Source organism: Deinococcus multiflagellatus (genome assembly GCF_020166415.1).
In the GTDB taxonomy this organism is placed as follows: domain Bacteria; phylum Deinococcota; class Deinococci; order Deinococcales; family Deinococcaceae; genus Deinococcus; species Deinococcus multiflagellatus.
In genome coordinates this window covers 242,973-268,709 of the sequence record NZ_JAIQXV010000004.1, presented here as the reverse complement: position 1 = coordinate 268,709, position 25,737 = coordinate 242,973, and the positions used below count along the sequence as shown (strand labels likewise).

26 protein-coding genes are annotated in these 25,737 nt (G+C 67.8%); 12 read left to right on the top strand and 14 right to left on the bottom strand.

Annotated elements, in window-relative coordinates:
• Window positions 1-37 precede the first annotated feature (37 nt).
• The 3 genes from K7W41_RS08310 (at window position 38) to K7W41_RS08300 (ending at window position 3,062) form a co-directional block, all read left to right on the top strand.
• Entirely contained in the window at window positions 38-967 is a 930-nt protein-coding gene (locus tag K7W41_RS08310) for a prolipoprotein diacylglyceryl transferase (RefSeq protein WP_224606802.1), read from the top strand.
• A gap of 85 nt (window positions 968-1,052) precedes the next feature.
• A complete protein-coding gene (gene glmU / locus K7W41_RS08305) occupies window positions 1,053-2,507 on the top strand; it encodes a bifunctional UDP-N-acetylglucosamine diphosphorylase/glucosamine-1-phosphate N-acetyltransferase GlmU (protein WP_224606800.1) in 1,455 nt (484 codons plus the stop codon).
• Between the two features lie 138 nt (window positions 2,508-2,645).
• A complete protein-coding gene (locus tag K7W41_RS08300) occupies window positions 2,646-3,062 on the top strand; it encodes a hypothetical protein (RefSeq protein WP_224606798.1) in 417 nt (138 codons plus the stop codon).
• A 150-nt stretch (window positions 3,063-3,212) separates the two neighbouring features.
• Here the strand turns inward: K7W41_RS08300 and K7W41_RS08295 are convergent, their stop codons facing one another.
• Entirely contained in the window at window positions 3,213-4,574 is a 1,362-nt protein-coding gene (locus tag K7W41_RS08295) for an MFS transporter (RefSeq protein ID WP_224606796.1), read from the bottom strand.
• Window positions 4,575-4,659: 85 nt separating this feature from the next.
• Here K7W41_RS08295 and K7W41_RS08290 point away from each other — a divergent pair, with 85 nt between their 5' ends.
• The gene (locus tag K7W41_RS08290) at window positions 4,660-5,058 is read left to right on the top strand and encodes a GNAT family N-acetyltransferase (protein ID WP_224606794.1); all 399 of its coding nucleotides are present in this window, start codon (window positions 4,660-4,662) and stop codon (window positions 5,056-5,058) included.
• Here K7W41_RS08290 and yqeK read toward each other — a convergent pair.
• Together yqeK and rnhA are read right to left on the bottom strand one after the other, a co-directional pair.
• Window positions 5,034-5,687 carry a bis(5'-nucleosyl)-tetraphosphatase (symmetrical) YqeK gene (yqeK, locus tag K7W41_RS08285; protein WP_224606792.1) on the bottom strand — a complete coding sequence of 218 codons (654 nt, stop codon included), beginning with the start codon at window positions 5,685-5,687 and terminating at the stop codon, window positions 5,034-5,036. The genes K7W41_RS08290 and yqeK overlap by 25 nt on opposite strands.
• A complete protein-coding gene (gene rnhA / locus K7W41_RS08280) occupies window positions 5,684-6,232 on the bottom strand; it encodes a ribonuclease HI (protein ID WP_224606790.1) in 549 nt (182 codons plus the stop codon). Before rnhA ends, yqeK begins: the two co-directional genes overlap by 4 nt.
• A gap of 41 nt (window positions 6,233-6,273) precedes the next feature.
• On the opposite strand from rnhA, the gene K7W41_RS08275 reads away from it, so the two are divergent.
• The 3 genes from K7W41_RS08275 to K7W41_RS08265 all read left to right on the top strand — a co-directional run bounded on the left by K7W41_RS08275 (window position 6,274) and on the right by K7W41_RS08265 (window position 8,311).
• Window positions 6,274-6,732: a DUF4870 domain-containing protein gene (locus K7W41_RS08275; protein ID WP_224606787.1), complete on the top strand. Its 459-nt coding sequence runs from the start codon at window positions 6,274-6,276 to the stop codon at window positions 6,730-6,732.
• 194 nt (window positions 6,733-6,926) lie between these two features.
• On the top strand, window positions 6,927-7,682 hold the full coding sequence (locus K7W41_RS08270) for a PIG-L deacetylase family protein (RefSeq protein ID WP_224606784.1): 756 nt from the start codon (window positions 6,927-6,929) through the stop codon (window positions 7,680-7,682).
• Between the two features lie 77 nt (window positions 7,683-7,759).
• Window positions 7,760-8,311, top strand: a complete 552-nt coding sequence (locus tag K7W41_RS08265) for an SRPBCC family protein (protein ID WP_224606781.1) — start codon at window positions 7,760-7,762, stop codon at window positions 8,309-8,311.
• 184 nt (window positions 8,312-8,495) lie between these two features.
• Here K7W41_RS08265 and K7W41_RS08260 read toward each other — a convergent pair whose 3' ends face one another.
• Entirely contained in the window at window positions 8,496-8,807 is a 312-nt protein-coding gene (locus tag K7W41_RS08260) for a hypothetical protein (RefSeq protein ID WP_224606778.1), read from the bottom strand.
• Window positions 8,808-8,943: 136 nt separating this feature from the next.
• Window positions 8,944-11,847: a type I DNA topoisomerase gene (topA, locus tag K7W41_RS08255; RefSeq protein ID WP_224606775.1), complete on the bottom strand. Its 2,904-nt coding sequence runs from the start codon at window positions 11,845-11,847 to the stop codon at window positions 8,944-8,946.
• A gap of 163 nt (window positions 11,848-12,010) precedes the next feature.
• Here topA and K7W41_RS08250 point away from each other — a divergent pair, with 163 nt between their 5' ends.
• Complete coding sequence (locus tag K7W41_RS08250) at window positions 12,011-12,577, top strand: YdcF family protein (RefSeq protein WP_224606772.1); 567 nt, start codon at window positions 12,011-12,013, stop codon at window positions 12,575-12,577.
• A 111-nt stretch (window positions 12,578-12,688) separates the two neighbouring features.
• Here the strand turns inward: K7W41_RS08250 and murJ are convergent, their stop codons facing one another.
• The 4 genes from murJ to K7W41_RS08230 all read right to left on the bottom strand — a co-directional run bounded on the left by murJ (window position 12,689) and on the right by K7W41_RS08230 (window position 15,553).
• Window positions 12,689-14,302, bottom strand: a complete 1,614-nt coding sequence (gene murJ, locus K7W41_RS08245; protein ID WP_224606769.1) for a murein biosynthesis integral membrane protein MurJ — start codon at window positions 14,300-14,302, stop codon at window positions 12,689-12,691.
• Window positions 14,303-14,392: 90 nt separating this feature from the next.
• Window positions 14,393-14,854, bottom strand: a complete 462-nt coding sequence (locus K7W41_RS08240) for a hypothetical protein (protein ID WP_224606765.1) — start codon at window positions 14,852-14,854, stop codon at window positions 14,393-14,395.
• Window positions 14,854-15,285: a uracil-DNA glycosylase gene (locus K7W41_RS08235; protein WP_224606763.1), complete on the bottom strand. Its 432-nt coding sequence runs from the start codon at window positions 15,283-15,285 to the stop codon at window positions 14,854-14,856. The genes K7W41_RS08240 and K7W41_RS08235 overlap by 1 nt, the downstream gene beginning before the upstream one ends.
• A gap of 130 nt (window positions 15,286-15,415) precedes the next feature.
• Window positions 15,416-15,553 carry a hypothetical protein gene (locus K7W41_RS08230; RefSeq protein ID WP_221088016.1) on the bottom strand — a complete coding sequence of 46 codons (138 nt, stop codon included), beginning with the start codon at window positions 15,551-15,553 and terminating at the stop codon, window positions 15,416-15,418.
• A 173-nt stretch (window positions 15,554-15,726) separates the two neighbouring features.
• On the opposite strand from K7W41_RS08230, the gene tdh reads away from it, so the two are divergent.
• Together tdh and trpS are read left to right on the top strand one after the other, a co-directional pair.
• Window positions 15,727-16,752 carry an L-threonine 3-dehydrogenase gene (tdh, locus tag K7W41_RS08225; protein WP_224606858.1) on the top strand — a complete coding sequence of 342 codons (1,026 nt, stop codon included), beginning with the start codon at window positions 15,727-15,729 and terminating at the stop codon, window positions 16,750-16,752.
• Window positions 16,753-17,328: 576 nt separating this feature from the next.
• Window positions 17,329-18,342 (top strand): tryptophan--tRNA ligase, encoded by a 1,014-nt coding sequence (trpS, locus tag K7W41_RS08220; RefSeq protein ID WP_224606761.1) that lies wholly within the window; start codon window positions 17,329-17,331, stop codon window positions 18,340-18,342.
• Between the two features lie 330 nt (window positions 18,343-18,672).
• On the opposite strand, the gene scpB is transcribed toward trpS, so the two are convergent.
• Together scpB and K7W41_RS08210 are read right to left on the bottom strand one after the other, a co-directional pair.
• Complete coding sequence (gene scpB, locus K7W41_RS08215; protein WP_224606760.1) at window positions 18,673-19,209, bottom strand: SMC-Scp complex subunit ScpB; 537 nt, start codon at window positions 19,207-19,209, stop codon at window positions 18,673-18,675.
• The gene (locus tag K7W41_RS08210; RefSeq protein WP_224606758.1) at window positions 19,206-19,820 is read right to left on the bottom strand and encodes an L-threonylcarbamoyladenylate synthase; all 615 of its coding nucleotides are present in this window, start codon (window positions 19,818-19,820) and stop codon (window positions 19,206-19,208) included. The genes scpB and K7W41_RS08210 overlap by 4 nt, the downstream gene beginning before the upstream one ends.
• Window positions 19,821-19,886: 66 nt before the next feature.
• Between K7W41_RS08210 and K7W41_RS08205 the strand changes: the two genes are divergently transcribed.
• Complete coding sequence (locus tag K7W41_RS08205) at window positions 19,887-21,107, top strand: type II secretion system F family protein (protein WP_224606756.1); 1,221 nt, start codon at window positions 19,887-19,889, stop codon at window positions 21,105-21,107.
• A 114-nt stretch (window positions 21,108-21,221) separates the two neighbouring features.
• Here K7W41_RS08205 and K7W41_RS08200 read toward each other — a convergent pair whose 3' ends face one another.
• Entirely contained in the window at window positions 21,222-21,446 is a 225-nt protein-coding gene (locus tag K7W41_RS08200; RefSeq protein ID WP_224606754.1) for a transcriptional regulator, read from the bottom strand.
• 272 nt (window positions 21,447-21,718) lie between these two features.
• Here K7W41_RS08200 and murA point away from each other — a divergent pair, with 272 nt between their 5' ends.
• Window positions 21,719-22,996: a UDP-N-acetylglucosamine 1-carboxyvinyltransferase gene (gene murA / locus K7W41_RS08195; protein ID WP_224606752.1), complete on the top strand. Its 1,278-nt coding sequence runs from the start codon at window positions 21,719-21,721 to the stop codon at window positions 22,994-22,996.
• Between the two features lie 468 nt (window positions 22,997-23,464).
• On the opposite strand, the gene K7W41_RS08190 is transcribed toward murA, so the two are convergent.
• A complete protein-coding gene (locus K7W41_RS08190) occupies window positions 23,465-24,991 on the bottom strand; it encodes a GGDEF domain-containing protein (RefSeq protein WP_224606750.1) in 1,527 nt (508 codons plus the stop codon).
• Window positions 24,992-25,263: 272 nt separating this feature from the next.
• The gene (locus tag K7W41_RS08185; protein WP_224606748.1) at window positions 25,264-25,722 is read right to left on the bottom strand and encodes a YbjN domain-containing protein; all 459 of its coding nucleotides are present in this window, start codon (window positions 25,720-25,722) and stop codon (window positions 25,264-25,266) included.
• Window positions 25,723-25,737: the final 15 nt, after the last annotated feature.

The window sequence follows — 25,737 nt, the reverse complement described above, 5'->3', positions numbered from 1 at the left end:
CGTTCTGTGCCCATAAGCCCTACACTACAAAGCACCTATGGATCCGGTGTTCTTGCAGATTGGCAATTTCACGATTGCCTGGTACGGCGTGCTGATCACGCTGGGGATTGTGGCGGGCGTGTGGGTGGGCACGAAAATGGCGCGCGAACGCGGCCTGAACGTGGACCTGTTCAACGACATGATTCTGTGGATGATCGTCTGGGGGCTGGTGGGCGCGCGGGCCGTGTTCGTGCTGACCTCCTGGCACCAGTTTGAAAACATTCCCTTTCCCCGGGTGCTGTGGGACATCATCAACCTGCGCCAGGGCGGCATTTCCATTCACGGCGGCTTGATCGGCGGCATTCTGGTCATGCTGTACTACGCCCGGCGCAAGGGCATGGACTTTTACCGCTACGCCGACCTGTGCGTGCCCGGCGTGGCTTTTGGCATCATTGGCGGGCGCATCGGCAACATCATGAACGGCACCGATACAGTGGGCCGCGTGACCGGCTGGCCCATCGGCTTTCGCTGGCCGGACAGCGCGCGGGCCTTCCACGACGGCATGTGCATCAAGAACCCCAACCCGGACATGGACCTTTCGCAGTACTGCCAGCGCATTGGCGATCAGCTGGTCATGACCGCGCCGGTGCACTTCACCCAGCTGTACGGCGTGATTATCGGCATCATTCTGTCGGTGGCGGCTTACTTCTGGCTGCGCTCGCGCATTCCGGGCTGGGCCTTCTGGCAGTTCTGGCTGTGGTACAGCATTCTGCGCGCGGGCTGGGAAGAAACCTTCCGTCTCAATCCCCTGTCGCCCCGGGCCTACCTGAACCAGGGCCTGGACGCCCCCGGCATCGGCTTTTTCACCGACACGCACCTGATCAGCATTCCCCTGATTCTGGTCAGCATCTGGATGCTGCTGCGCCTGCGCAAGAAGGGCGCCCCGGCCCCGGTGCCCGCGCCCACCCCCGAAGCCCGCAGCGCCTAACCTCCCGCGTTGCCCCTGCCCCGTGGCCCCCGGCTGCGGGGCCTTTTGTTGTGCCCCGGCACCAGACTGGTACAGTGGCGCCGAGATGAGCGAGACAAGTCGTCCGTTGGACGTGGTGATTCTGGCGGCGGGGCAGGGCACCCGCATGAAATCCGCTTTGCCCAAGGTGCTTCACCCGGTGGCCGGGCGCCCGATGGTGGCCTGGGCGGTCAAGGCCGCCCAGGACCTGGGGGCGCGGCAGGTGGTCGTCGTGACCGGTCACGGGGCCGAGCAGGTGGAGGCGGCCCTGGCGGGTCAGCCGGTGGTGTTTGCCCGGCAGGCCCAGCAGCTGGGCACCGGCCACGCCTTCCTGACGGGCCTGGAGGCCCTGCGCAGCCACGGCGACGCCGACGTGCTGGTGCTGTACGGCGACACGCCGCTGCTGCGCGAGCAAACCCTGCGCGCCCTGCTGGCCGACCACCGCGCGCGCGGCAGCGCCTTTACCGTGCTGACCGGCGAACTGCCCGACGCCACCGGCTACGGCCGAATTCTGCGCGACGAGCAGGGGGCGGTGTCGCGCATCGTGGAGCAAAAGGACGCCACGCCCGAAGAACGCGCCGTGCGCGAATTCAACTCGGGGGTGTACCTGATGGACGGCCGCGCCCGGGAGCTGGCCGCGCGCATCACCAAAACCAACGCCAGCGGCGAGTATTACCTCACCGACCTGCTGGGCCTTTACCGCGAGCAGGGCGCCGCCGTGCAGGCCTTCAAGCTGGCCGACCCCGACGAGGTGATGGGCGCCAACGACCGCGCCGGGCTGGCCGAGGCCCAGCGCATCCTGCGCGCGCGCCTGACCGCAGAGCACATGCGCGCGGGCGTGACCATCCCCATGCCGGAAACCGTGTACATCGAGGACACGGTGCAGCTGGCCCAGGACGTGACCCTGGAACCCGGTGTGGTGCTGCGCGGCGCCACCCGCATCGCCAGTGGCGTGACGGTGGGCGCCTACAGCGTGCTCACCGACGCGGTGCTGCATGGGGGCGTGGTGGTCAAGCCCCACAGCGTCCTCGAAGGCGCCGAGGTGGGCGCGGGCAGCGAGGTGGGGCCCTTTGCCCGCCTGCGCCCCGGCACCGTGCTGGGCGAGGGCGTGCACATCGGCAACTTTGTGGAGACCAAGAACGCCCAGCTGGCCGCCGGGGTCAAGGCCGGGCATCTGGCATACCTGGGCGACGTGACCATCGGCCAGGAAACCAACGTGGGCGCCGGGACCATCGTGGCGAACTTTGACGGCGTGAACAAGCACCGCACGCAGGTGGGCGCCGGGGTGTTCATTGGCAGCAATTCCACCCTGATCGCCCCGCGCGTGGTGGGCGACGCGGCTTTTGTGGCCGCCGGCAGCGCCCTGCACGAGGACGTGCCCGAAGGCGCCCTGGCCGTGGCGCGCGGCAAACAGCGCACTCTGGAAGGGTGGTCGCGCCGCTACTGGGGCGGTATGCGCGAGAAGGTGGCCCAGAAGCTGCCGTGGCTGTCGGGGTGGCTGGAGAGGGGGAGTGGGCAGTAGGGAGTGGGGAGTGGGAAGGACTGGCCCGCTTCTGGCCGGGCCCTTCTTTTTTGTCAGGATTATGTCTCTCTGAAGCTCCTCGTCGTTTGAAGCTGGAGGCGACCCTAACATCTTGAGCCGTTTGAGACTGGTGGCAAAATGGGTAAAGAATTCTGGTGTGCCATAGACAGCGAGGTCCTGGATGTCTTCTGCGCCAACATTTGCAGTTGGGTGCGCGAGGACCATGTGGATCAAGTTCTGGATTGGGTGATGAGCAAGGCTCTTGATCCAGTCAAAGCTATCTATCCAGAAGCCTATTTGGCGACTCTTGGGGTGTCTAAATTCGAGGAATATGGTGGAGGCTACAAAGTCATCGTCCTTGTGACACCCGAGCCCCCCACTTACTGGGAGGTGCTGCGTGTTGAAAATGGCATTGAGGTTGAGGCGCAGCAGTGTAACCATTGGCAGATGGCCGAAGCTGTCGGCGCCCTATTTGATAAACTGCTGGCCGATATCTCCTTTGCTGAGTTTATTATGTTTGTGGATAGTATTTCAAACAGGCGCAATGTGGTATAAAAATATCATCTTAAAGCTAGCTAACAAGCTATGAAAAGAGAATAGCTCAGGCCATGATTTCTAAGTTTATTTAGCTTCTGAGCTTTTTTCCAAAGATTGGAGATTATTTAAGAAGCTGTTGTGATTTTGAGACGGAAGCGATGCCTTATTTTACGATGCTGGCATTTCCGTGCCGTGGGCCGCCAGGCTGGGGTCTTCCACCCGCCGCAGCACCGGGTTCAGCAGTTGCAGGGCCGCCACGGCCGCCAGCACCAGCCCGGCCACCACCGCCACGCTGCCGGGTGCGTAGCGGGCGGCCAGCGCACCCGCCAGTGCCGTGCTGGCCGGGGCCGTGAACTGGGCAATCAGGCGGCGCACCGAGAACACCCGGCCCTGCATCTCGGGCGGCACCTGCGACTGCCAGATGCTCTGCGAGTGGGCGTTCATGGCTGGCAGCGTGAGGCCCAGCACCAGCAGGGCCGCCGCTGCGCCCAGCACGGTGGCACTGGCCCCAAAGGCGGCGAAGGCCAGTCCCGACACCACCATCGGCACCAGCACGCCCAGCACCCGCTGCCGCTTCAGGCCGCCCCAGGTGCTGATCAGAATGCCGCCCAGCACGCCGCCCACGCTCTGGGTGATCGCCAGCGTGGCCAGGGCGCCCTGCAGGGTGCCGCCGCGGGCCTGCCAGTCGCCACTGAGGCCGAATTTGGCGATCAGGGGTTCCAAGACCCCCAGGTTGCTGGTGCACAGGTTGGCCACCGCAAAGGTGAGTAGCAGCGCCAGCAGGGGCCGCCGCTGCCCAATGAACACCCAGCCAAAGCGCATGTCCTGGGCCAGCGTGGGGCGCTCGGCGCGCGGGCGTGGCGCAGGCGAGGGAATAGACAGGCGCCACACCACGGCCGCCGCCAGCAGAAAGGTCAGGCCGTCCACCGCGTACGCAAAGGGCACGCCGTCTTTTAAGCCGCTCAGCCACGCGGGCCCCGTGCCCGCGTCACGCAGCAGGGCCGGCACCCCGATCAGCAGGGCGGCGGCGGCGGGGCCCACCAGCCCGGCGAGGCTCCACACCGTCTGCATCAGGCCGTTGGCGCGGGGCAGGCGGTCCCGGGGCACGAGGCTGGTGTAACTGGCATCGAACGCCGAGCCGTGAAAGGTGGATACCAGCCCCATCAAGGCCGCCAGCGTCACCAGCGCCCACAGCGGCGCCGCAGGAGAGAGCAGCAGGCCCAGGGTGGCGAAGGTCAGGGCGCCCGCCGCCAGGTCACACACGAGCATGATCCGGCGGCGGTCGTGGCGGTCGGTCCAGGCCCCCGCCAGCGGCGCGCTGAGGGTGGCCGCCAGCGTCCAGGCCAGGGCGGTGAGCGACAGGGCGGCGGCCAGTTGCGGCTTCTGCTCGGCCAGCGGAAAGCGCGTCTGGGTCAGGTAGATGTTGAAGGCAAAGCCCGCCACCGCCGAGCCAATCACGCTCAGCGCCTGCGAGCCCCACAGCCACAGAAAGGTGCGCCAGCCGTTCGGTGGGGCAAGCAGTTGGGTCATGCCGCCCAGCGTAGGCCCGGCGGGGCCTGGGGCACGATACGCCGAATGGCGAGGGCCCGCGCGGGCCGCTTTACAGTGGCGCCCCATGCTCAGCGAACCCGGCCTGACCCCTGCCACCGAAGCCCTGCTGAGGCAGGCCATGTTTCCTGACCCGGACCGAATGGCGGCGGAACTGGACCGCTACCGGCAAGGTCCCCGTCTGGTCCTGGCTTGGGCCTTCGCCGGGCAGGTCGTCAGTGCCGTGGGCCTGGAGGTTAACGGAGATGCCGCCACGATCCTGCACCTGGGCACCCACCCGGACCATGCCCGCCAGGGACATGCCCGCACGCTGCTGCGCGAGGTGGCCCGCCACCTGAACCTCCGCACCCTGACGGCCGAAACGGATGACGAAGCCGCTGGGTTCTACCGCCGCTGTGGCTTTGTGTTGCAGGCCATGCCCTCGCCCTGGTCCCGGGCGCGTTACCGCTGCGAGTGGGTGGCCTGAAGGCCGAACGCTGCCCAGGCGGCTTTCAGGTCCGGGTGCGGCAGCAGCAGGCGGCTCTCGGGCGAGGCCAGCCACGCCAGCATCCAGTGGGCGCCCGCGTGCAGGCCGCCCCCCAGGGCCGCGCGCAGCTCAGCGGCATAGGGCGGCGCCCCGCCCTGGTCCCATTCCAGCTTGTCGGCCAGAAACACCACGAGGTCCAGCGGGGTGGGCCGTGCATGCAGGGTGGTATGAACCCGGATGGCCTGCAGCACGCCAGGGTCGTGCACGCCATACCGGTCCCGGGCGATGACCACGCTCAGGGCCGCGTGCAGGAGCAGGGGGACCTGCCGCTCTTCGGCCAACACAGGCAGGTTCAGCGATTCGCACAGCGCCACCATGTCTTCACGGGGGACGACCCCGCCCAAGTCGTGCAGCAGCGCTGCCGTGCGGGCGGCCAGTGGGTCCACGCCGAAGTGCCGGGCCAGACACTCCGCCTCGCCGGCTACACGCGGCACATGTTCACGGATGATCTCGCGCCCGCAGGCGGCAAGCAGCGCGTCCACATCGTCGGCCAGATCGGCCGACGTCTGTCCGCTGTAGGGCGCGGCGTTGCGCAGAGGATTAGGCCACTGGGGCCCCCAGGCCTTCACCCCCGCGCGCGCAATTTCTTGCGCTCCTGCACAGCCAGCTGGTCCACCCGCTCGTTCTCCCCGTGACCCGCGTGCCCCTTGACCCACACGAAGGTCAGGGCGTGGGTCTGGGCCTGGGCAATCAGTTCTTCCCACAGGTCCTGGTTTTTCACGGGGTCGCCGCCTGCCGTTTTCCAGCCGTTGCGCTGCCACTTCAGAATCCAGCCGTCGGTAAAGGCCTTGCGCAGGTACTGGCTGTCGGTGACCACCCGCACCTGGCAGGGCCGTTTCAGGACCTTCAACCCCTCCAGCAGGCCGCGCAGCTCCATGCGGTTGTTGGTGGTGCCTTCTTCATGGCCGCTGAGCACCAGTTCCTTGCCCTTGTAGTTCAGGATGGTGGCCCAGCCGCCGTGGCCGGCCTGGGTGTCGCAGGCGCCGTCGCTGTACAGGTCCACGTTCTCGCCCTGAATGGGCGCGGGCGGCTGAATGCCCGCCCGGATAGGCAGGCGGTCACGCGCGGCGGCCTGCGCTTTTTGCGCGGCATTCTGGGGGCGGCCCTTGGTCATTGCCTGGGAACTGTAGGCAGAGGCGGGCCGTAGTGTCAACCATGACCCGCCTGCCCGCCCTCCTGACCGAGCCCGAACGCACGCCCGCCATCATCACGCACCTCTCGCCGCTGGCGGGGCTGCTGCTGCCCACCCTGGGCAACGTCCTGGGGCCGCTGGTGGCGTGGCTGGCCTTCCGGGACCGCAGCCGCGCGCTGGACGACCAGGGCAAAGAGGCCCTGAACTTTCAGCTGAGCTTCTGGCTGTACGGGCTGGTGGTCAGCGTGCTGGGCTTTGCCCTCTTCAGCCTGGGCCTGATTGGCGGCGCGGTGGGGGCGGCCACCGGCACGGACCTGGGCGGGCTGGCCGTGCTGGGCTCGCTGGGCGGGTTTTTCCTGTTCTTCCTGCCGGTGCTGGTGGTGCTGGGGCTGGTGCCCTTCATCTTCATGATCGTGGCGGTGGTGCGCGTGAGTGCCGGGCAGCCCTACCGCTACCCCCTCAGCATCCGCTTCCTCCGGTAAGGCCAACTTGGCTTGAGCCGCCTCCAACAGCGGTTCAGTCCGGGCAGCGCAGGAAAACGGGGCCCGTCTGTGCAGCGGACCAGCCGCAAGAGGACCGGCCTGCCGCTGAAACAGACGGGCGTCGTCCGGGGCCGCCGCGCACGACCGCAAGCCTCCCCACACCCCACGGCCCACAACCCACTACCCTGTCTCTTATGCGAATCATGGCGGTGTTTGCCCACCCGGACGACGAGATCGGCTGCATTGGCACCCTGGCCCGGCACGCGGCGCGCGGCGACGAGGTGATGCTGGTCTGGACCACCCTGGGCGAACTGGCCAGCCAGTTTGGCGACACCCCGCACGAGGAGGTGACCCGGGTGCGCCGCGAACACGGCGCCTGGGTGGCCGGGCGCATTGGTGCGGCGCACCATTTCTTCGACATGGGCGACAGCCGCATGACCGGCAGCCGCGCCGAGGCCCTGCTCTTAGCCCGCCTGTACGCCCGCTTTCGCCCCAACGCCATCCTCACCTGGAGCGACGACCACCCCCACCCCGACCACCGCATGACCGCCAAGATCGCCTTTGACGCCATCACCCTGGCGCGGATCCCCAAGATCATCAACGAGGCGGGGGGCGGCGCGGCCATGCCCCCAGCGCCGGACCTCAGCGGCGACGCGGCGCCCGAAAGCGGCGAGGACCTGCGCCGCCTGGACGCGTGGCGCGAGCCGGTGCGCTTTTACCAGTACTACGCCCCGGCCAGCCCCTACCCCGAAGTCTTTGTGAACGTCACCGACACCGTGGACGTGGGTGCCGACGTGATGGCCTACTACCAGGCGTTTTACGGCTGGCAGTGGACCGCCGATCAGTACCGCGCCGCCCGCGCTGACCTGGGCCGTCTGGCCGGCGTGGGCGCCGCCGAGCGCTTTAACCTGCGGGCCTCGCACCTGCGCGCGCGCGAGTACTTGGATTGAGAACAGGGTGGCCCAAAGCCGGGAGCCAGCGGCGGGACGGACGGGCCACCCCCGCCGCGCTACAGTGGCAGCTATCTATGGCCGAGCCCATCAGCATCAAGCAGACCATCGTCGTCCGGTCGCGTCCGGACGTGCTGTACCGCCTCGCCCTGGAACCCAAGCGGCGCCTGAAGTGGGACCCCAATCTGGTGCAGGCCGACTACGAAGGCGAGGGGGGCCGCCTCAGCAACAACGCGTTGGTGCGCTTTAAGTTCTCGCGCCGCCTGCTGGGGCTGCGCTTTACCGCCAAGTACGGCCAGCTGCAGGCCCCGCAGCGCGGCGGCTGGGAAAGCGTGCGCCATGTGGGGCCCCTGGAGAAACTCACCCAGAGCTGGGTGTTCCGGCCCATGCCCGGCGGCACCGAAGTCACCCTGACGGTGAATGCCCGCGTGCGCTACAAGTTTGTAAAAGCCCCGGTGGAGCGCATTCTGCACAACATGGTCGCCACCACCCTGCTGGAACTGCAGCGCAGCGTGGACGCCCAGGGCGCGCAGCTTCTGGAAGACATGGGCCGCGAACTGCAGGAGCGCCAGAAGGCCGACAAAAAAGCCGCCAAGGAAGCCGCGAAGGCCGCCAAGCGCAAGAAATAGAGGGGAAGACCGAGAGGGGGCCCGCCTGCGCTGGCAGATGGGCCCCCCCTCGCTTTAGAGCGGTTGACATAAAGATGATGTTGGGTCTCGACCCTCTCCCCTCTCCCCTCGTGGGACTCGAAGAGCTGCGCCGCAGAGCGGGCCTCGCGCAGCGAGGGGTGAGGGGGGTCTTTGGTCAATTGCTTTAGTCCTGCTCGGTGCTGAACAGCAGCACGGTGCCGTCCTTGGTGGCAAAGGCGGTCCAGGGGGTCTGGGCCTGCACCCGGTAGCCCTCGGCAGGGCGCAGGCGCACAAAGTTACTCAGCGGCAGGTCCACCACCGCCTCGCCGCTGAGGCACAGCAGATAGCCGGTTTCTGTCGGCCCAGTCAGGGTGCCTGACAGGTGCACCACCCGCAGCCCACTGCCCGGCAGCCGCACCCACTCCCCCGGACTGCCCTGCGCCAGCCGCGCCAGATGCAGCGCCTGGGGGGCTTCGGGGGCTAGGGAGCGGGGCATAGGGGGCCGCCCGGGGCGGGGGTCAAAGGGTCTAAGGGTCTAAGGGTCAAAGAGGTCGAAGGGTTCAGGGGGCAAGGGGCCGGGCACACCGCCGGTTCTCTCGACGTCTGGACTTCTCGACCTCTCGACGCCGCCATCATCCGCCGCGTGCCGCCTGATTGAGTTTCTTGCTGGCCTGCAGCGCCATGCCCTTGGCTTTCTTGACGTCCAGGCCCAGTTCGGGGGCGACCTCTTCCACCTTGCGGCCCTGCTCGCGGGTGGCGGTCACCAGCTGGCGCTCCTGGGGGCTCAGGACGCCCAGATGCGCTTTCAGGTCGGCCCAGGTGAAGGTGGCCTTGGCGGGGGCGGCGGGTTTGGCGGCTTTGCTGGCCGGTTTCTTGGCCGCGGCAGTGCGCGCCGTGCCCGTCTTCGCCGCCGGCTTCTTGGTGGCCGTGGCCTTTTTCGGGGCCGCTGCCGCTTTGCGCGGGGCCTTGCCCGGCTTCTTCTTGGGCTCCTTGCCGCGCTCTTCCAGAATTTCCAGGGCGCGTTCGGCGCTCAGGGTGCCCTCGTCCTCGCCCTTGCGCAGGGTGGCGTTGCGCTCGCCGTCGGTCAGGTAGGGGCCAAAGCGGCCAGACTTGAGCACAATCGGCGCGCGGCCCTCGTATTCAAAGGAGCGCAGGGGCGGCGCGGCGGCGGCCCGGCCCCGGCCAAAGCGCGGCTGCATGAACAGGGCCTCGGCCTGGGGCAGCGTCACCGTGAACAACTCCTCGTGGCCGGTCAGCGAGCGGCTGTCCCCGCCGCGCTTGAGGTACGGGCCAAACTTGCCGTTCATGGCCCACACCTCCTCGCCCTCGCTGACGCCCACCAAGCGGGGCAGGCTCAGCAGTTTCAGGGCGCGCTCCAGCGAGATGGTGCGCAGGTCGTCACTGGGAAAGAGGCTGGCGGTGCGCACGGGCGGGTTGGTGTCGCCCAGCGTCACATACGGGCCGTAGCGCCCCGCGCGGGCCACCACCGGGTGCCCGGTGGCCTCGTCCACGCCCAGCACGCGGTCCCCACTGGGGCGTGACAGCAGTTCCTCGGCCTTTTCGGGGGTCAGCTCATCGGGCGCCAGCTCTTCAGGCAGGTTGGCCTTCTGCTCGCCGCGCTCCATGTAGGGGCCGTAGCGGCCCACGCGCACCTCAATGCCGCTGCCGTCCAGCTTGGGCACGCGGATGGTGGCAATGCCCCGGGCGTCAATCTCGCCCATCTTGGAGTCAATCAGGGGCCGCAGGGCCATGCCCTCGCCGCGCTCGCCCAGGTAAAAGCGCTTCAGGTACGGCACCCGCTGGGCGCGCCCGCCTGCAATGTCGTCCAGGTCCTCTTCCATCTTGGCGGTGAAGTCGTAGTCCACCAGCTTGCCAAAGTGGTGCTCCAGCAGCGCCGAGGTGGCAAAGGCGGTCCAGGTGGGCACCAGGGCCTGCCCCTTTTTCACGGCGTAGCCCCGGTCCTGAATGGTGCCCAGAATGCTGGCGTAGGTGCTGGGCCGCCCAATCCCGGCGCCTTCCAGGGCCTGCACCAGGCTGGCCTCGGTGTAGCGGGCGGGCGGCTGGGTCTCGTGGCCTTCGGGCTTCACGCTCTGGGCCTGCACCCGCTCGCCTTCTTTCAGGGGGGGCAAGGGCGTATCGCGGTCTTCCAGGGCGGCGCCGGGGTCGTCGCTGCCTTCCACGTAGGCGCGCAGAAAGCCGGGGAAATCAATGGTGCGCCCCGAGGCACTCAGGCCCACGGCGTCCGGCCCCGCCTGCCCTTTCAGGCGCACGCGCAGGCTGCGGCCCCGGGCGTCGGCCATCTGGCAGGCCACGGTGCGCTTCCAGATCAGGTCGTACAGGCGCCATTCATCGCCGCCCAGTTCGCCGCGCAGGCTGTCGGGCGTGCGGAAGCGGCTGCCGGCCGGGCGAATGGCCTCGTGCGCTTCCTGGGCGTTCTTGGCTTTCTTGGCGTACACGCGCGGCTGCGGCGAGAGGTAGTCCTGGCCGTACATCTGCGCCACCTGGGTGCGGGCGGCCGTCACCGCCTCGGTGCTGAGGTTGGTGGAGTCCGTGCGCATATAGGTGATGTACCCGCCCTCGTAGAGTTTCTGCGCGGCGCGCATGGTGCGTGTGGCCGCAAAGCCCAGCTTGCGGCTGCCCTCCTGCTGCAGCGTGGAGGTGATAAAGGGCGCGTAGGGCCGCTGGGTAAAGGGTTTTTCCTCCGCGCTGGTGACGGCCAGGGACTGCCCGGTCAGGGCCTCGGCCAGCGCGCGCGCCTCGGCCTCAGTCAGCAGGCGCACGTCTGCGCCCTCTTTCAGCTTGCCGGTCAGGGGGTCAAAGTCCTTGCCCAGCGCCAGTTTCTGCCCGGCCACGTCCGTCAGGCGGGCGGGGAAGGTCTGCGCCTGCGCCGTGCGCCCGGTCACCAGCAGGTCCCACCAAGTGGCGCTCACAAAGCGCATGCGCTCGCGTTCGCGTTCCACCAGCATGCGGGTTGCCACGCTCTGCACGCGGCCGGCGCTCAGTTTGGGGGCCACCTTCTTCCACAGCACCGGGCTGACCTCGTAGCCGTACAGGCGGTCCAGCGCGCGCCGGGCCTCTTGGGCTTCCACGAGGTTGGTGTCAATCTGCCGGGGCGCGGCAATGGCGGCCTGAATGGCTTCCTTGGTGATCTCGTGAAACACCATGCGCCGCACCGGCACCTTGGGCCTCAGTTCCTGGTACAGGTGCCACGCGATGCTTTCGCCCTCGCGGTCATCGTCGGTCGCCAGAATGATTTCGCTGGCGTCCTGGGCCATCTTGCGCAACTTGGCCACATGCGCCTTTTTCTCCGGCGAGACCACGTACAGCGGCTGAAAGTCATTCTCGATGTCCAGACCCAGCCGGGCCCACGCCTTGCCCTTGTACTTCTCGGGAATGTCCGAGGCGCTTTTCGGCAGGTCGCGGATGTGCCCAATGCTGGACTCCACCGTGTACCCCTTTCCGAGGTACTTCTCGATGGTGCGGGCCTTGGCGGGCGACTCGACGATCACAAGCGTGTTGGAGGCTGGTCTGGGCATAAAAGAGGGGCTCCTCTGGCACGGAGAAGTCAGGCAGGAGCGTAGCATGCCCCTGCCCCGGCTTCCGGGAGAAGGAAATCAATCTGCCTTGGCCTTCGTTGGCAGCCCCTGCCTTCAGAACCGTCTCAGGCTTCAGATTTTCTTCATGCTAGGCTGCTCCCTGATGCGCTCGCGGGGTGCCACCGTCTTCTTTCTGCCCCTGGCCGTGGTGGGGGCCCTGCTGGGCGCGTTTCTGGTTGCGCCGCGTCTGTCGGCCCCCGCCCCCGCCCAGCCCCACCCCACGCTGGTGGTGCTGGGCGCCGCCCAGTACGCCGGGCACCCCAGCCCCGCCTTTCAGCGCCGCCTGGACCACGCCCTGAAGCTCTACCGCGCCGGCGGCGTGCGCACCGTGGTGGTCACGGGTGGGCGCCGCCCCGGTGATCCCTACACCGAAGGCGGCGTGGGCACCGCGTATCTGGCCGGCCAGGGCCTGCCCGCCCGCGCCCTGGTGGCCGAGGAGCGCAGCCGCACCACCATTGAAAACCTGCGCGGTGCCCGCCTGAGCCTGCCCCCCGGCACCCCCGTGACCCTGGTCACCGACGAAGCCCACGCCCCCCGCGCCCTGGCCATGGCGCGCGCCCTGGGCCTGGAGGCCAACGTGAGCCCCAGCCCCCTGAGCCCCCAGGTGAGCCGCCTGTACCTGCTGCGCGAGCGCCTGGCGCTGCTGGGGTATGCGCTGCTGGGGGTGTGAAGGAGGGGAAGTGGGGAGTGGGTTGTGGGAAGTGGGAAAAGACAACCAGAGGGGCGTGGAGCTTGAGATCTTCCACGCCCCTTTTTCCACTCACCACTGCCCACTCCCCACTTACCGCCTTAGTCGCCGCGTGACCGCTCCGACCTCGGGCAGTTTCAGGGCCAAGGCGCCGGCCAGATAGAGGGCCAGGCCTGCGCCGCCAGCCACCGCCAGCCCCAGGACCCCCTGCACGAAAAAGCCGGGGGCGGGGAGCACCTTGGCCAGGAGCCACGCCGCCGCACCCGCCAGCGCCGCCAGGGGCAACACGCGCGCCAGGTGGCCAGCCACTTCGCGCCCCGGAAAGCCCACGTCGCGGCGGTACAGGTACAGCAGGGCGCCCGTCATCAGCACGCCGCTGATCGTGGTGCTCAGGCCAAAGCCGCTTAAGCCCAGTGGCGGCACCAGCAGGCGGTAGAGCGCCACCTCCAGCACAAAGCCCAGGGCGCTCACGGTGACTGCCTCGCGGGTGCGTTCGCGGGCGTAGAAGGTGCGCAGCAGCACCGTCACCAGCGCCCAGGGCACCAGCGCCAGCGCCCAGCCGGTCAGGATGCCGCTGCCAGCGGCGAACTTGTCCAGCGCCTCGGGTCCGGCGGGCACCTTCAGGTTCATCAGGCTGACTGCGTAGGGTGCCAGGGCCACCAGCAGCGCGCTCATGGGCGCGGCCAGAAAGGTGGTGGTGCGGATCGTCTGGGCAGTCAGCTGCCGGAACAGGGCCCAGTCGCGGTCGGCCGCCGCCTGCGAAAAGCGCGGAAACACTGCCAGCACGGGGGAGACCACAAAGAGGCCGTTGACCATCGTGAACAGCGCCTCGGCGTTGGCGTAGCCCGTGGCCGTTCCCTTGGGAAACTGCTGCACGTTGGTGAGCAGGCTGGTCACGTAGACGTTCAGAAGCTGCCGCGCGCCGGCCGTGAGGGTAAAGGGCGCCATCTGCCGCAGCACCCGCCCCAGCGCCGGGTGCCCGCCCAGCCGGGGAATGGGCAGCAGCCCAAAGCGGTGCAGGGCCGGCAGCTGCACCACCAGCTGCGCCACCCCGCCCAGCAGCCAGCCCACCCCCAGCCAGGTGGCGGTGTCGGGCAGCAGGGCCAGCGCCGCAATGCTGGCAAGGTTAAAGGCGATGGGCGCGAAACTGCTTTCCCGGAAGTGCTCGTCGGCGTTCAGCAGGCCCATCGCCACGCTGGACAGGCTGATCAGCATCAGAAAGGGCATCACCAGCCGCGTCATGTAGACCGCCACCTCGCGGTCCACGTTCGAGGTGCCCGAGAGCAGCAGGTCCACCACCAATGGCGCGGCCAGAATGCCCAGCGCCATCAGCAGCAGGTTCACCGCGATCATCACGCCGCTGAAGGTCTGCGCCAGTGCCCGCCGCCCCTGGGTGTCCAGCGATTTGTAGACCGGAATAAACGAATTGACCAGCGCCCCTTCGGCCAATAGTTCGCGCAGCAGGTTGGGCACCTTGACCGCCACGGTAAAGGCGTCAGTCAGGCGCTCGTCGAAAAGGTTGATGATCTGCTGGCGCAGAATGCCCGAGAGCCGCGAGCCCAGCGTGCCCAGCATCACGATGATGGTGTTGGCCCGCAGCGAGCGCCGGGGCGGCGCGGGTGGGGGCGCGGCGGGCGGCCCGGCGTCTTCGAACGACAGGTTGATTTCGGGAGGGGCAGGCGGCGGGCCGGAGGGCGGAAGACTCACCCGGCCACTGTACTGCCGCCGCGCCGCAGCGGGCCGAGAAGCACGCGGGGCTGTGGGATGCCTGCCCACAGCCCCGCCGCCTCCGGTTTCTCAGTCCAGCGCCCCGTCCAGTGCCCGCGCGTGGCCGTCTGGGCCGATAAACAGCCGCCCGGCCCCGAACGTCACGCCCAGGGTCAGGGGCTGCAGGTACGCCTGCAGGTGCCCCGGGAGCCCGCTCACCGTCAGGGGCGTGCGCGGCGCCGCCACCAGCCGGTACATGCCGGGCTGTCCGGGAAGGCGGTCATACACAAAGGCGCCGCGCCGCTGCGGGGCGGTCAGGTGCTCGTCGAAGCCGCCCGCCGGGGCGTTGGCTTCCTCGTGTTCGGGGCGGGTGTCAATCCAGACGTGAATGGCTTCCAGCAGTTCCTCGGACTGCAGCGCCGCTTGCGGCACCGTGTCGTCGCCCGCCGCCAGCAACTGCGCGATGTGCCCCTGCTCGTCGGCCGCAAACCAGTCGAACTCCACCCCCGCAATTTCCTCGCGGGTAATGACCGTGTGGGCGGCCGGCTCCATTACGCCCGCCCAGGGTTGAGCAGGTTTTGCACCGGGCTGGGCTGGGCCGGAAAGGCCACCCGCACATGCACGGTGGTGCCGGGCACGGTGGCCGGGTCCACGTTGATCCAGTGGCTGGCCAGGACCGGGGGCGTGGGCTCGGGGTCAATGGCGCGCACCAGCACGCGGCCAGCCGCCGGGACGATGGCGCACCAGCCGTCCTGCGCGGCGCTAAAGGCCCGGATGGGCAGCACGCTCTGCAGGGTCAGGTCGTCGGGGGTGGCCCAGTATTCAATAAGCAGGCTGGCGTGGGTGCGGCCCAGGTCCTCGGGCACCACGTCCAGCTGCACCTCCACGGCGTCGGGCTTGCCGGGAAGGAGATTCATCCAGCCGGGCACCACGAGGCGACCGCTGCGGGTGCTTTTAAACTGCTGCGCTGCGCTTTGGGTCATGGGCCCAGAGTAGCGCGCGCTGACACCCCCGGTTTCTCAATTGGCACCAAAAGGCACCGTGACTATGCGGCACCGGCACACGTCAGGAGCACCCGGCGACCCGGATGCTCCCCAAACGCCCTTCTCTTTCTTACTCCCGCTGCGCTGTGTGGATCAGGGCGCGCACGCCCAGAAAGCCCACCACGAAGAACAGCAGCGGCACGAGGTTGATGTTCAGTTCGGCGTCCTTTTCAGGTTCCAGCGCGTTCTGGCGGCGGTAGCGGATCATGGGCCCCAGCGTACGGCACCTCTGCTGGGCCCCGCCCCGCGCTGGCCTTTACCCAGGCTTGGGATTTTCGCTGTCCAGCCCCTGTGGCCCCTGGCGGCGGGCGGGCATTGCGCTGCCGGCCGCGCGGGGGTAGAACAGCGCCCGTGACCCCCACTGCCCACCTCCCGCCCACCATGCGCGCCCTGAGCAAGGCCCGCCCCGAAGAAGGCATCTGGATGACCGAAGCCGAGGTGCCGGCCCCCGGTCCCAACGACCTGCTGATCCGGGTGAAAAAGGGCAGCATCTGCGGCACCGACGTGCACATTTACAAATGGGACGAGTGGGCCCAGAAGACCATTCCGGTGCCGATGGTGGTGGGCCACGAGTACGTGGGCGTGGTGGCGGGGATGGGCAGCGAGGTGCGCGGCTTCCAGATTGGCGACCGCGTGAGCGGCGAAGGCCACGTCACCTGCGGGCACTGCCGCAACTGCCGCGCCGGGCGCCGCCACCTGTGCCGCAACACCCTGGGCGTGGGCGTCAACCGCCCCGGCTCCTTTGCCGAGTACCTGGTGCTGCCGGCCTTTAACGCCTTCAAACTCCCCGACGACATCCCCGACGACATTGCCGCCATCTTCGACCCCTTTGGCAACGCGGTGCACACCGCCCTGAGCTTTGACCTGGTGGGCGAGGACGTGCTGATCACGGGGGCCGGGCCCATCGGCGTGATGGCGGCGGCCGTGGCCCGGCATGTGGGCGCGCGCCATGTGGTGATCACCGATCTGAACGACTACCGCCTGGACCTCGCCCGCCGCATGGGCGTGACCCGCGCCGTGAACGTGGGCCGCGAATCCCTGCAAGGCGTGATGACTGAGCTGGGCATGACCGAGGGCTTCGATGTGGGCCTGGAAATGAGCGGCTCTGGCCCCGCCTTCGCCCAGATGGTGCAGGCCATGAACAACGGCGGCAAGATTGCCCTGCTGGGCATTCCCAGTGGCCGCGTGGACATTGACTGGAACGCCGTGATCTTCAAGATGCTGACCATCAAGGGCATCTACGGCCGCGAGATGTTCGAGACGTGGTACAAGATGGCCGCCCTGATTCAGTCCGGCCTGGACCTGAGCCCCATTATCACCCACCACTACGGCATCGCCGACTACCAGAAAGGCTTTGACGCCATGCTGAGTGGGCAGAGTGGCAAAGTGATTCTGAACTGGGAATAAGGGGTGTAGGGCGTGGGTTGTGGGTTGTAGGAGGAGAGGGGCGTGGGGAGTAGTCAGTGGTCAGTGGGAAAGGCGGTGGCAGAGATGCCGCACGCCTTTTTCTTTGGTCTTTTGAAAAGTAGAACCTTCTGGGCCGCACCAAGACGGCTTGCCCCTCTACCGCCCAGGTCCAGACGAAGCCGTCGTGCGCGCAGCGCGCGGGCGTCCGGCGATGGGCGGAGAAAGGGGACGGCGTACAACGCGGGGCGAAGGAAGGCCGCCATAAATCGTCAGTCAACGTTTGCCGAGCGCAGCGGAAAAACTCCCCCTGCCCCTCTGGGGTAGGGGGCTGGGGGGTGGGGCCAGCCGTTACTAGCCGTTCAATCACCCCCCCCTGCGCCATCCGGCCCATTGCCAACCCCCCTCACCCCCCGCCACACTGCCCCCATGCCCACCCCCACCCCCCACCCCTGCTGGCCCGGTCCCCCGGGCCCGCCCCCGCCTGTGCGCTGAACCCCCATTCACCGCCCAGCCCGCGCCCGGCTCTGTCCAGGCGCGGCCTTTTTTTGCCTTCATTCACCCCCCGGAGGTTTCCCCATGACCACGCCCACCCCCACCCGCCCCCGCATCCTCACCGGCGACCGCCCCACCGGCCGCCTGCACCTGGGCCACCTCGCCGGCTCGCTCCAGGGGCGCGTGGCCCTCCAGGACACCCACGATCTGTTCGTCCTCGTAGCCGATGTCCAGGCCCTGACCGACCACTTTGACCGCCCGCACACCGTCCATGACCATGTACCCGAAGTCATGCTGGACTACCTCGCCGCCGGCCTGGACCCAGCGAAAGTGACCTTCGTGCTGCAATCGGCGGTGCCGCAACTGGCTGAACTCACCCTGTACCTGCTGAACCTCGTGACCGTCTCCAAGCTGCGCCAGAACCCCACCGTGAAAACCGAGATTGTCCAGAAGGGTTACGGGGAGGCGGTGCCGGCCGGCTTTTTCATCTATCCGGCGGCGCAGGTGGCCGACATCGTGGCCTTTGGCGCGCAGGTGGTGCCGGTGGGCGAGGACCAGCAGCCCATGTTGGAACTGGCGCGCGAGGTGGTACGGCGCTTCAACAGCCTGTATGGCCCCACGCTGACCGAACCCCAGGCCCATCTCTCGGCCGTGTCCCGCCTGCCCGGCCTGGACGGCGGCGCCAAGATGGGCAAGTCGCTGGGCAACGCCATCTATCTCTCGGACACCCCGGAGGAGGTGCAGCGCAAAGTGATGGGCATGTACACCGACCCCGGCCACCTGCGCGCCAGCGACCCGGGCCGGGTGGAAGGCAACCCGGTCTTCACCTTCCTGGACGCCTTCGATCCGGACCCGGCGCGGGTGGCCGCTCTGAAAGCCCACTACCGCGCCGGGGGCCTGGGCGACGTGACCCTCAAACGGCACCTGATTGAGGTGCTGGAACCCCTCCTGGCACCCATGCGGGCCCGCCGGGCCACCTTTGCAGCGGACCCCTCGGCCGTCATGCGCCTGCTCCAGCAGGGCACCGCCAGAGGTCGGGCCGAGGCGGCCTGCACCCTGAAGCGGGTGCGCTCCGCCCTGCGCTTACATGAGTGTTGAGGCGCGCGGGTGGCGCAGGTGGCGTCTCAGCGCGGCGGATGGTGCTTCGCTTAGCGCCCCCGTATAGCCCGAATCATTGCCGATGGATTGCGCTTGAAGAGTTCAGGCCGTACTCAACGCCACTCGGACTGCCCAAACCATTGGTCGGAGCCACTGCCTTCCTCGTGCGATGCTCCCCCAGACTCGCGCGGCGGGAGCTGTCCCCGGCCTCTGCAAGGGAGAGAGGCAAGAATGCCCTCCTCTTCGCCTCTCTTCACGCGATGTCTTGAAGCTGCCCGCTCCACCCCATACTTGGCCCCTCAGCGCACCCCTAGCGGAGTTTCGCCCGCCTTAACTCCTCAGCAGGTGAGCGAATCCAGTGTCGTCCAGCGGCGGCAGATCGGCCAGCGAGGTCAGCCCGAAGTCCAGCAAGAAACGTTCGGTGGTGCCGTACAGCAGGGGCTGGCCCACCGAATCCGCCCGGCCCACCACCTTCACCAGTTCGCGTTCCTGCAGGGTCACGACGGTACTCGCACTGCCGCCCCGCATCGCCTCAATCTCGGCGCGCGTGACCGGCTGGCGGTACGCGATCACCGCCAGGACCTCCAGCGCCGCGCTGCTCAGGGGCGGCAGGGGCGGCGGCGCCAGCAGCGGCGTCAGGTGGCTGGCCAGGGCCGGGGGCACCACAAAGCGGTAGCCTCCTGCCACGGCCTCCACTTCAAAGCCCAGCCCCGCCTTCTTAAGGCGAGCGCTGAAGGCTTCGACCTCGCGCCGCGCCGCCTCTTCAGGAAGGCCCAGGACGCTGGCCAGGTCCCCAGCGCTGACCGGCCGCCCGGCGGCCAGCAGGGCCGCGCCGATCAGGGCGCTCAGGGGCGGCGCGTCACTCACAGAGGCGCACGTTCCAGCCGCGCCAGCACCTGCTGCGCCGGCAGGGCCCCCTCGCGCAGCACCCGGCCTTCTGGCAGCAGCAGCACCGTGCTGGGGATTCCCAGGCAGGGCACGTCGCCGTCAGGCAGCACCATATCGCCCAGATTCATCGCCAGGGCAGCCGCAAAGGTCAGGGCTGGGGCCTCGCCGCTGGGGTTGCAACTGGTGGTCGCCAGCACCCCGCCCACGGCGTTCAGCAGCGCCAGCGCCACCGGATGATCCGGCACGCGGATCCCTACCCGGCCTTCAGGGGCCAGCAGGGGAGGGCACGCCGCGCTGGCGGGCAGCACAGCCGTCAGCGGCCCCGGCCAGAAGGGGGCCAGTGCCTGGGCGAGGTCATCAAAGCCAATATCGGGCGCGGCCAGCGCGCGCGCCGCCTCGGCGGAGGCACACGACACCTGCACCGGCTTGTCGGCCACGCGGCCTTTCAGGTCATAGAGGCGCCGAATGCCGTCCGGGCGCTGCGGGTGGGCGGCCAGGCCCCAGACGGTTTCGCTGGGGTAGGCCACCACCCCGCCGGCGTCCAGCACCTGCGCGGCACGCTGCAAATCGTGGGGGGAAACTGTGGTCATCTGAGGTCCAAAGTGTGAAGTGATGTAAGGCGGGCGCAAGACGCGCGCCCTATACTGCTTGATAGTATGCCCGTCTTTGAATACCGCGTGCGTGACCGCTCCGGCAAGGTGCTGAAGTCCCAGATGGAAGCCGAGACGGCCAGCCAGGTTCGTGACGCCCTGCGCGCCAAGAACCTGATGATCGTCGAGATCAAGCCGCCCAAGAGCGGCCTGAACGCTGACCTCAAGATTCCCTTCCTGGACAACCGGCCGCCCAGCCTCAAGCAGGTCGCCATCTTCAGCAAGCAGCTCGCCACGCTGATCAACGCGGGGGTGCCGCTGGTGCAGTCCCTGGCCATTTTGCAAAAGCAGATTGAGCACAAGGGCTTTCAGGGCGTCGTGAAAGAGATGCGCACCGAGGTGGAAGCGGGCACGCCGCTCAGTGAAACCCTGGTCAAGCATCCCAAGATTTTCAACCGCCTTTTTGTGAACCTGGTCCGTGCGGGGGAAACCAGCGGCACTTTGGACACGGTGCTGGAGCGCATCGCCAGCTTCCAGGAAAAAGAATTGGCCCTGCGGGGTAAAATCAAGAGCGCGCTGACCTATCCCGTGGTGGTGCTGGTGTTTGCCATCCTCATCACCTACTTCTTGCTCACCACCATTGTGCCCAAATTTGCGGGCATTCTGGCCCAGCTCAATGCGCCGCTCCCCCTGATTACCCGTGTGCTGATGGCTGTCTCGGATTTCCTCAGGCACTCTGGTTTGATCATTTTTGCCATAGCAGCGGCAGTCACGTTTGCTTATCGCGCTTATTATAAGACGCCCAAAGGACGAGTTATTATCGACGATATCAAGCTCAAGATCCCGATTTTTGGGAATCTGCTTCAAAAAAGTGCCATCAGTTCTTTTGCACGCACGTTTGGTCTTTTGATCAGCAGCGGCGTGAATATTATCGAGAGCCTGGAAATAACCAAAGGCACGGCGAACAATGCCATCGTTGAGGACAGCATTGAGAACGCCAAGAACGTCGTGATGGTGGGTGAGCAGATGAGTTCCAGCCTCGCGACCAGCAAGGTGTTCCCGCCCATGGTGGTCAGCATGATCAGTATTGGTGAGGAGACTGGCTCGCTGGATGACATGCTGAGCAAAGTTGGCGACTTCTATGACCGCGAAGTGGACGAAGCCGTGGACAGCATGACGGCCGCTATTGAGCCGCTGATGATCGTCTTCCTGGGCGGTATCGTCGGGGTGATCGTGGCGGGGATGTTCCTTCCGATGTTCAGCATCATCGGCCAGCTGAGCCAGTAAACGGCAGGAAGAACTGCAGGGCTCCCGAGAGGAGCCCTTTTTCAGGTTGAAAGCGAGGGCAACGAGACAGGGCCGCCCGATCATCTGCCTGGGCGGCCCTGCTCTGTACCCCCTTCACTCCTCTTCGCCCAACTCCTCGGCGTCCAGAATGGCGCGGTACTCTTCCAGGTGTTCGCCCTCACCGAGTTCCCGGGCGATTTTCTCGATGGCCAGGCGCACCACCTCGCTCTTGCTAATCAGCCGTTCGGGGCTGGACAGTTCATAGGCGGTGCGGGTCAGCAAGGCGTCCTGCTCGTCGCTGATGACCACTTGCAGCCGTTTGCGTTCCTTCTTGGGCATGCCTCTCCTGAACACGGAGCCGCGCCGGAAACCAGCGAACATGAAGACTGGGGCGGGGCCGTGCGCGCAGCCTAGCACGCACCCTGAGGCGCCTCAACATGAGACGCCGCATCAGCCCAGGCTGATGATTCACCTCATCCGCCCTGAAGGCTGACACGGTATGGTCGGTGTGGACACATCTTGAGCGTGATGTGTAACATGCACCTGTACCGCGCTCACGATCTCCCCGGCGCACCCCAGCGGCGCGACCCCCCACCAAGGATGACTCACCCATGCAACTGACCCCACTGCACCTTCAGGGAGGCCGCGAGCTGCGCGGCGAAATCGCCGTTCAGGGCAGCAAGAATGCTGCGCTGCCCATCATTGTTGCCAGCCTGCTCAGTGCCGAGAAGGTCACCCTGCGCGGCGTGCCGCGCCTGAGCGACGTTCACACCATTCTGGAGCTGCTCGCGCACCTGGGCACCCAGCACGTGTGGGTGGGGCCCAACGACCTGGAACTGCAGACCCCACACATCGTAAACACCGACGCCCCCTACGCCCTGGTGAGCAAGATGCGCGCCAGCTTTATCGTGCTGGGGGCCATTCTGGCCCGCGCTGGGGAAGCCACAGTGTCCATGCCCGGCGGCTGCGCCTGGGGCCCGCGCCCGGTGGACCAGCATGTCAAGGCCCTGCGCGCGCTGGGCGCCGAAATCACCGAGGACGGGGGGAACTTCACAGCGGTGCGCCACGGGAGCCTGGGCGGCCACTTCATTTTCGAGTTGCTGACCGTGGGCGGCACGCACAACGCGATTTTGGCCAGCGTGTTGGGTGACGGCGTGGTCACGCTGGAGAACGCCAGCATTGACACCGATGTGGTGGAGCTGATCGAGTTCCTGAACCGCATGGGTGCGGATATTCAGGGCGCGGGCACCAACACCCTGACCATCCGGGGCGTGGCGGCCCTGCGCGGCGGCGAATACACTGTGATCCCCGACCGCATTGAGGCCGGCACCTTCATGATGCTGGCCGCCGCCACCCGCAGCTGCCTGACCCTGACCAACGTGCGCCCCGAGCACCTGCGCGCGGTGACGGGCAAGCTGCAGGAAATGGGTGTGTCGGTGATGGAGGGTGGCCAGACGCTGGTGGTGGACGCCCGCGAGCGGACGCTGAAGCCCGTGAACATCACCACCCAGAGTTACCCCGGGTTCCCCACTGACCTGCAGCCGCAGATGAGCGCCCTGCTGGCCACCGTGCCCGGCACCAGCGTGGTGCAGGACCCCGTATATCCTGACCGCCTGACCCATGTGGCCGAACTGCACCGCATGGGCGCCAACATTACGGTCAGTGGGTACACGCAGGTGATCCAAGGTGGCCAGCTGCACGCGGCGCCCGTGAAGGCAGCGGACCTGCGCGCCGGCGCAGCCCTGTTTATCGCGGGCCTCACCTGCGAAGGGCAGACGGTCATTGACGGGGTGCAGTATCTCAACCGCGGCTACGAACGCCTCGTGGAGCGCCTGCGTGGCGTGGGCGCCCAGGTGGCCCAGCCCGATCTGGCCCTGGCCATGGATTGAGCTGAGGTTGAAGGGAGATGAGCAGGCTGGAGTCGACGCTCCGGCCTGCTTCTCTTCTATCGGGGCAACAGGATGAAATGCAGGCATCTGAAGGTCGCGGCGGCCTTGTGGGTCGGCCAGGGGAGGGGCCCTGTTGCCCTCTTCCTGAGCCTTGGCTTGGGCGTGGTCAGCGGCTTTGCTGATGATCCCAGTTGCAGGTGCTGAAGCTGGCGCCGAGTTCGGTTTGAGCGGCAATAGGGTCGTGAACTTTCACGCCGTCAACGACGTGAAGGGAGCCCGCACTGGGCCACTGCTGCGTGGATCAGGCGGTTCCAGAACTTGCAGGTCAATGAGGTGTCTTCGCGCCGTGGTGGAATTCGGGGCAGAGGGGGCCCTGCCCAGCGCAAGGGATTCCCTCCCAACTGGCCCGTCCGCCTTGGCCGCCAAAGAGTCTGGGCCGACCGTTCCGACCACCGGCCAATGTTTTGGCTACTCCACCACAACGCAGTTGCGGCCCTGCGCCTTGCCCCGGTACAGCAGCAGGTCGGCGCGGCGCATGGCGGCGGCCAGATCGCCGTCGGGGCACAGGGTCACGCCAGCGGTGAAGGTGACCGGGGGCAGGTGCTCTGTGGGCAGGGCCGCGCGCAGGGTGCCCAGCTCCTGGCAGGCCAGGGGAACTGCGCGGGCAGGAAACAGCAGCACGAATTCCTCGCCCCCGGTGCGCGCGGCGAAGGTGCCGGGCAGGGCCGCGCGCAGGCACCCGGCAAAGTGGCGCAGCACCTCGTCGCCCACCTCGTGGCCGAAGGTGTCGTTCACCCGTTTGAAATGGTCCAGGTCGGCCACCGCGACCGCGCCGGGCTGCTGGCGGATCAGCTCGGCGCCAGCGGTCAGCAGGTGGCGGCGGTTGAACAGGCCGGTCAGCTCATCCACCTGCAGCAGCCGGGTGAGTTCGGCGGCGCGGGCCTCCTCGGCTTCGGCCTGCAGGCGCAGCAGGGCCGTGCGGTGCGTGACCTCCAGGGCCTGCACGCGCCGCTCGTGTTCTTCGGCGCGCAGCTGCTTGAAGGCCGCCGTGTGGGCGCGCAGGTGGTGCAGGGCCTGCTGCCACTCCCCCAGATGTTCATGCAGTTCGGCCAGCAGGCCGTGCCCCTGCATCGCCAGCACCTCAAACCCCTGCGCCTGGGCCTCCTGGGTAAAGGCGGCCACCAGCAAGCAGGCCTCGTGGGGGCGCTGCTGGGCCAGCAGCAGCCGGGCCAGGGGTTCGACGGCTTCCCACAGCGGGCGGTCAGCATTGAGCTGCTGTTCGCGCAGCGCAGCGCGCAGCAGCACCTCGGCGCGCGCCGGGTCGTGGGGCACCTCCAGCGCGCCCTGCTGCGCCAGGGCGAAGGTGCGCACGGTGCCCAGGCCGTGCCGCGCGGCCAGGGTGAGGGCGCCCTGCAGCTCGGCGCGGGCGGCCTCCACCCGCCCGGCCAGCAGCAGGGCCGTGGCCAGATTCAGCTGGGTATAGGCCTCGCCTTCGACCAGCTGCATGGCGCGGAACAGCCGCAGCGCCTGTTGCAGCGACTGTGCGCCGCGCAGGTTGCCGCGTTCGTTGTGCAGCACCCCCAGGTCGTGCAGGGCGCAGGCTTCCATTTCCTGGTCCTGCACCTGACGGCTCAGGGCCAGCTGCGCGTGGGCCAGTGACAGCGCCTGGGCCAGTTCGCCCAGTTCGGCCACCACCCCCACCGTGACATTCAGGGCCCGGCAGTGCCAGCGCGTGGGGGAGAGGTCCGGCACCACCCAGTCCAGCGCCGCCCGCGCCTCGCCCAGCTGCCCGCCGCGCCAGGCCACGTAGGCCCAGACCACCGACGCCGCGCGGGCCACCTGCGGGTCCAGGATGCCGCGCTGCTCGCTCCACGCCCGCGCCGCCTGCGCCACCTGCGCGGCGGCCCCGCGCTGGCGCTCGCGGCGCTGCCACACGGTGTCCAACTGCGCCAGCCAGTGGGCGGCGTCGGTGGAGGGCAGGTCAGAGAGGGTCATGTTCCCCGATCATAGGTTCACGGCCCGCCCCGCACGAGCCCCCAGAGGGACGATCTGGAGGCGGCGTTGGGGGGGATGGGGGGCGAGTGGGCCCCCGGCCTGCGCTCCGGTTCCGCTGCTCCAGCTTCCGAGGGATACCGTGACCTGTTTCCGAAATGTTGCCGACCAGAGGGCCTTAGCGCGGCGCAGCGCAGAGGGAAGGGTACGGATGTGCAGGAATGAGAAACAGCCAGGGATGATCTGGCTGTTCCGGAAATGGACGGCCGCCCGGATTACGCGCTGATGCCCTTATTCCCGTGCAGGGTGCGTTCCACCGCCTGCGTCACCTCTTCCTCGAAGCGGCGCAGGTGCTCGCGCAGGCGGTCCAGTTCGGCCACGCCCAGGTCGGGCAGCCACAGAACGCTGCGGCCCAGCACGGCAAAGGTCAGGGGCTCGCCGTCTTCACTGCCTTCGCTCTCGTCCACCGGGTCCAGATTCAGCGCGCCGTAGTCCAGGCCCTGGTTCATGAGGTTCATGCCCATCAGGATGTCACTCAGGCTGTCTTCCTCGACATACAGGTCCAGGTCCAGGTGCAGGCGCACAATCACGCCGCCCTGCGGGTCGGGCTCGGCGAACAGGGCCACCCGCGCGTCGCCGTCCTGAATCAGCGCGCCGTCCTCGACCGCTTCGACGGTCAGACCACCCTCTTGCAGCGCGGTCATGATCCGCCGCAATTCCGTTGAAGCTGTCATGCGCCGGAGTATAGA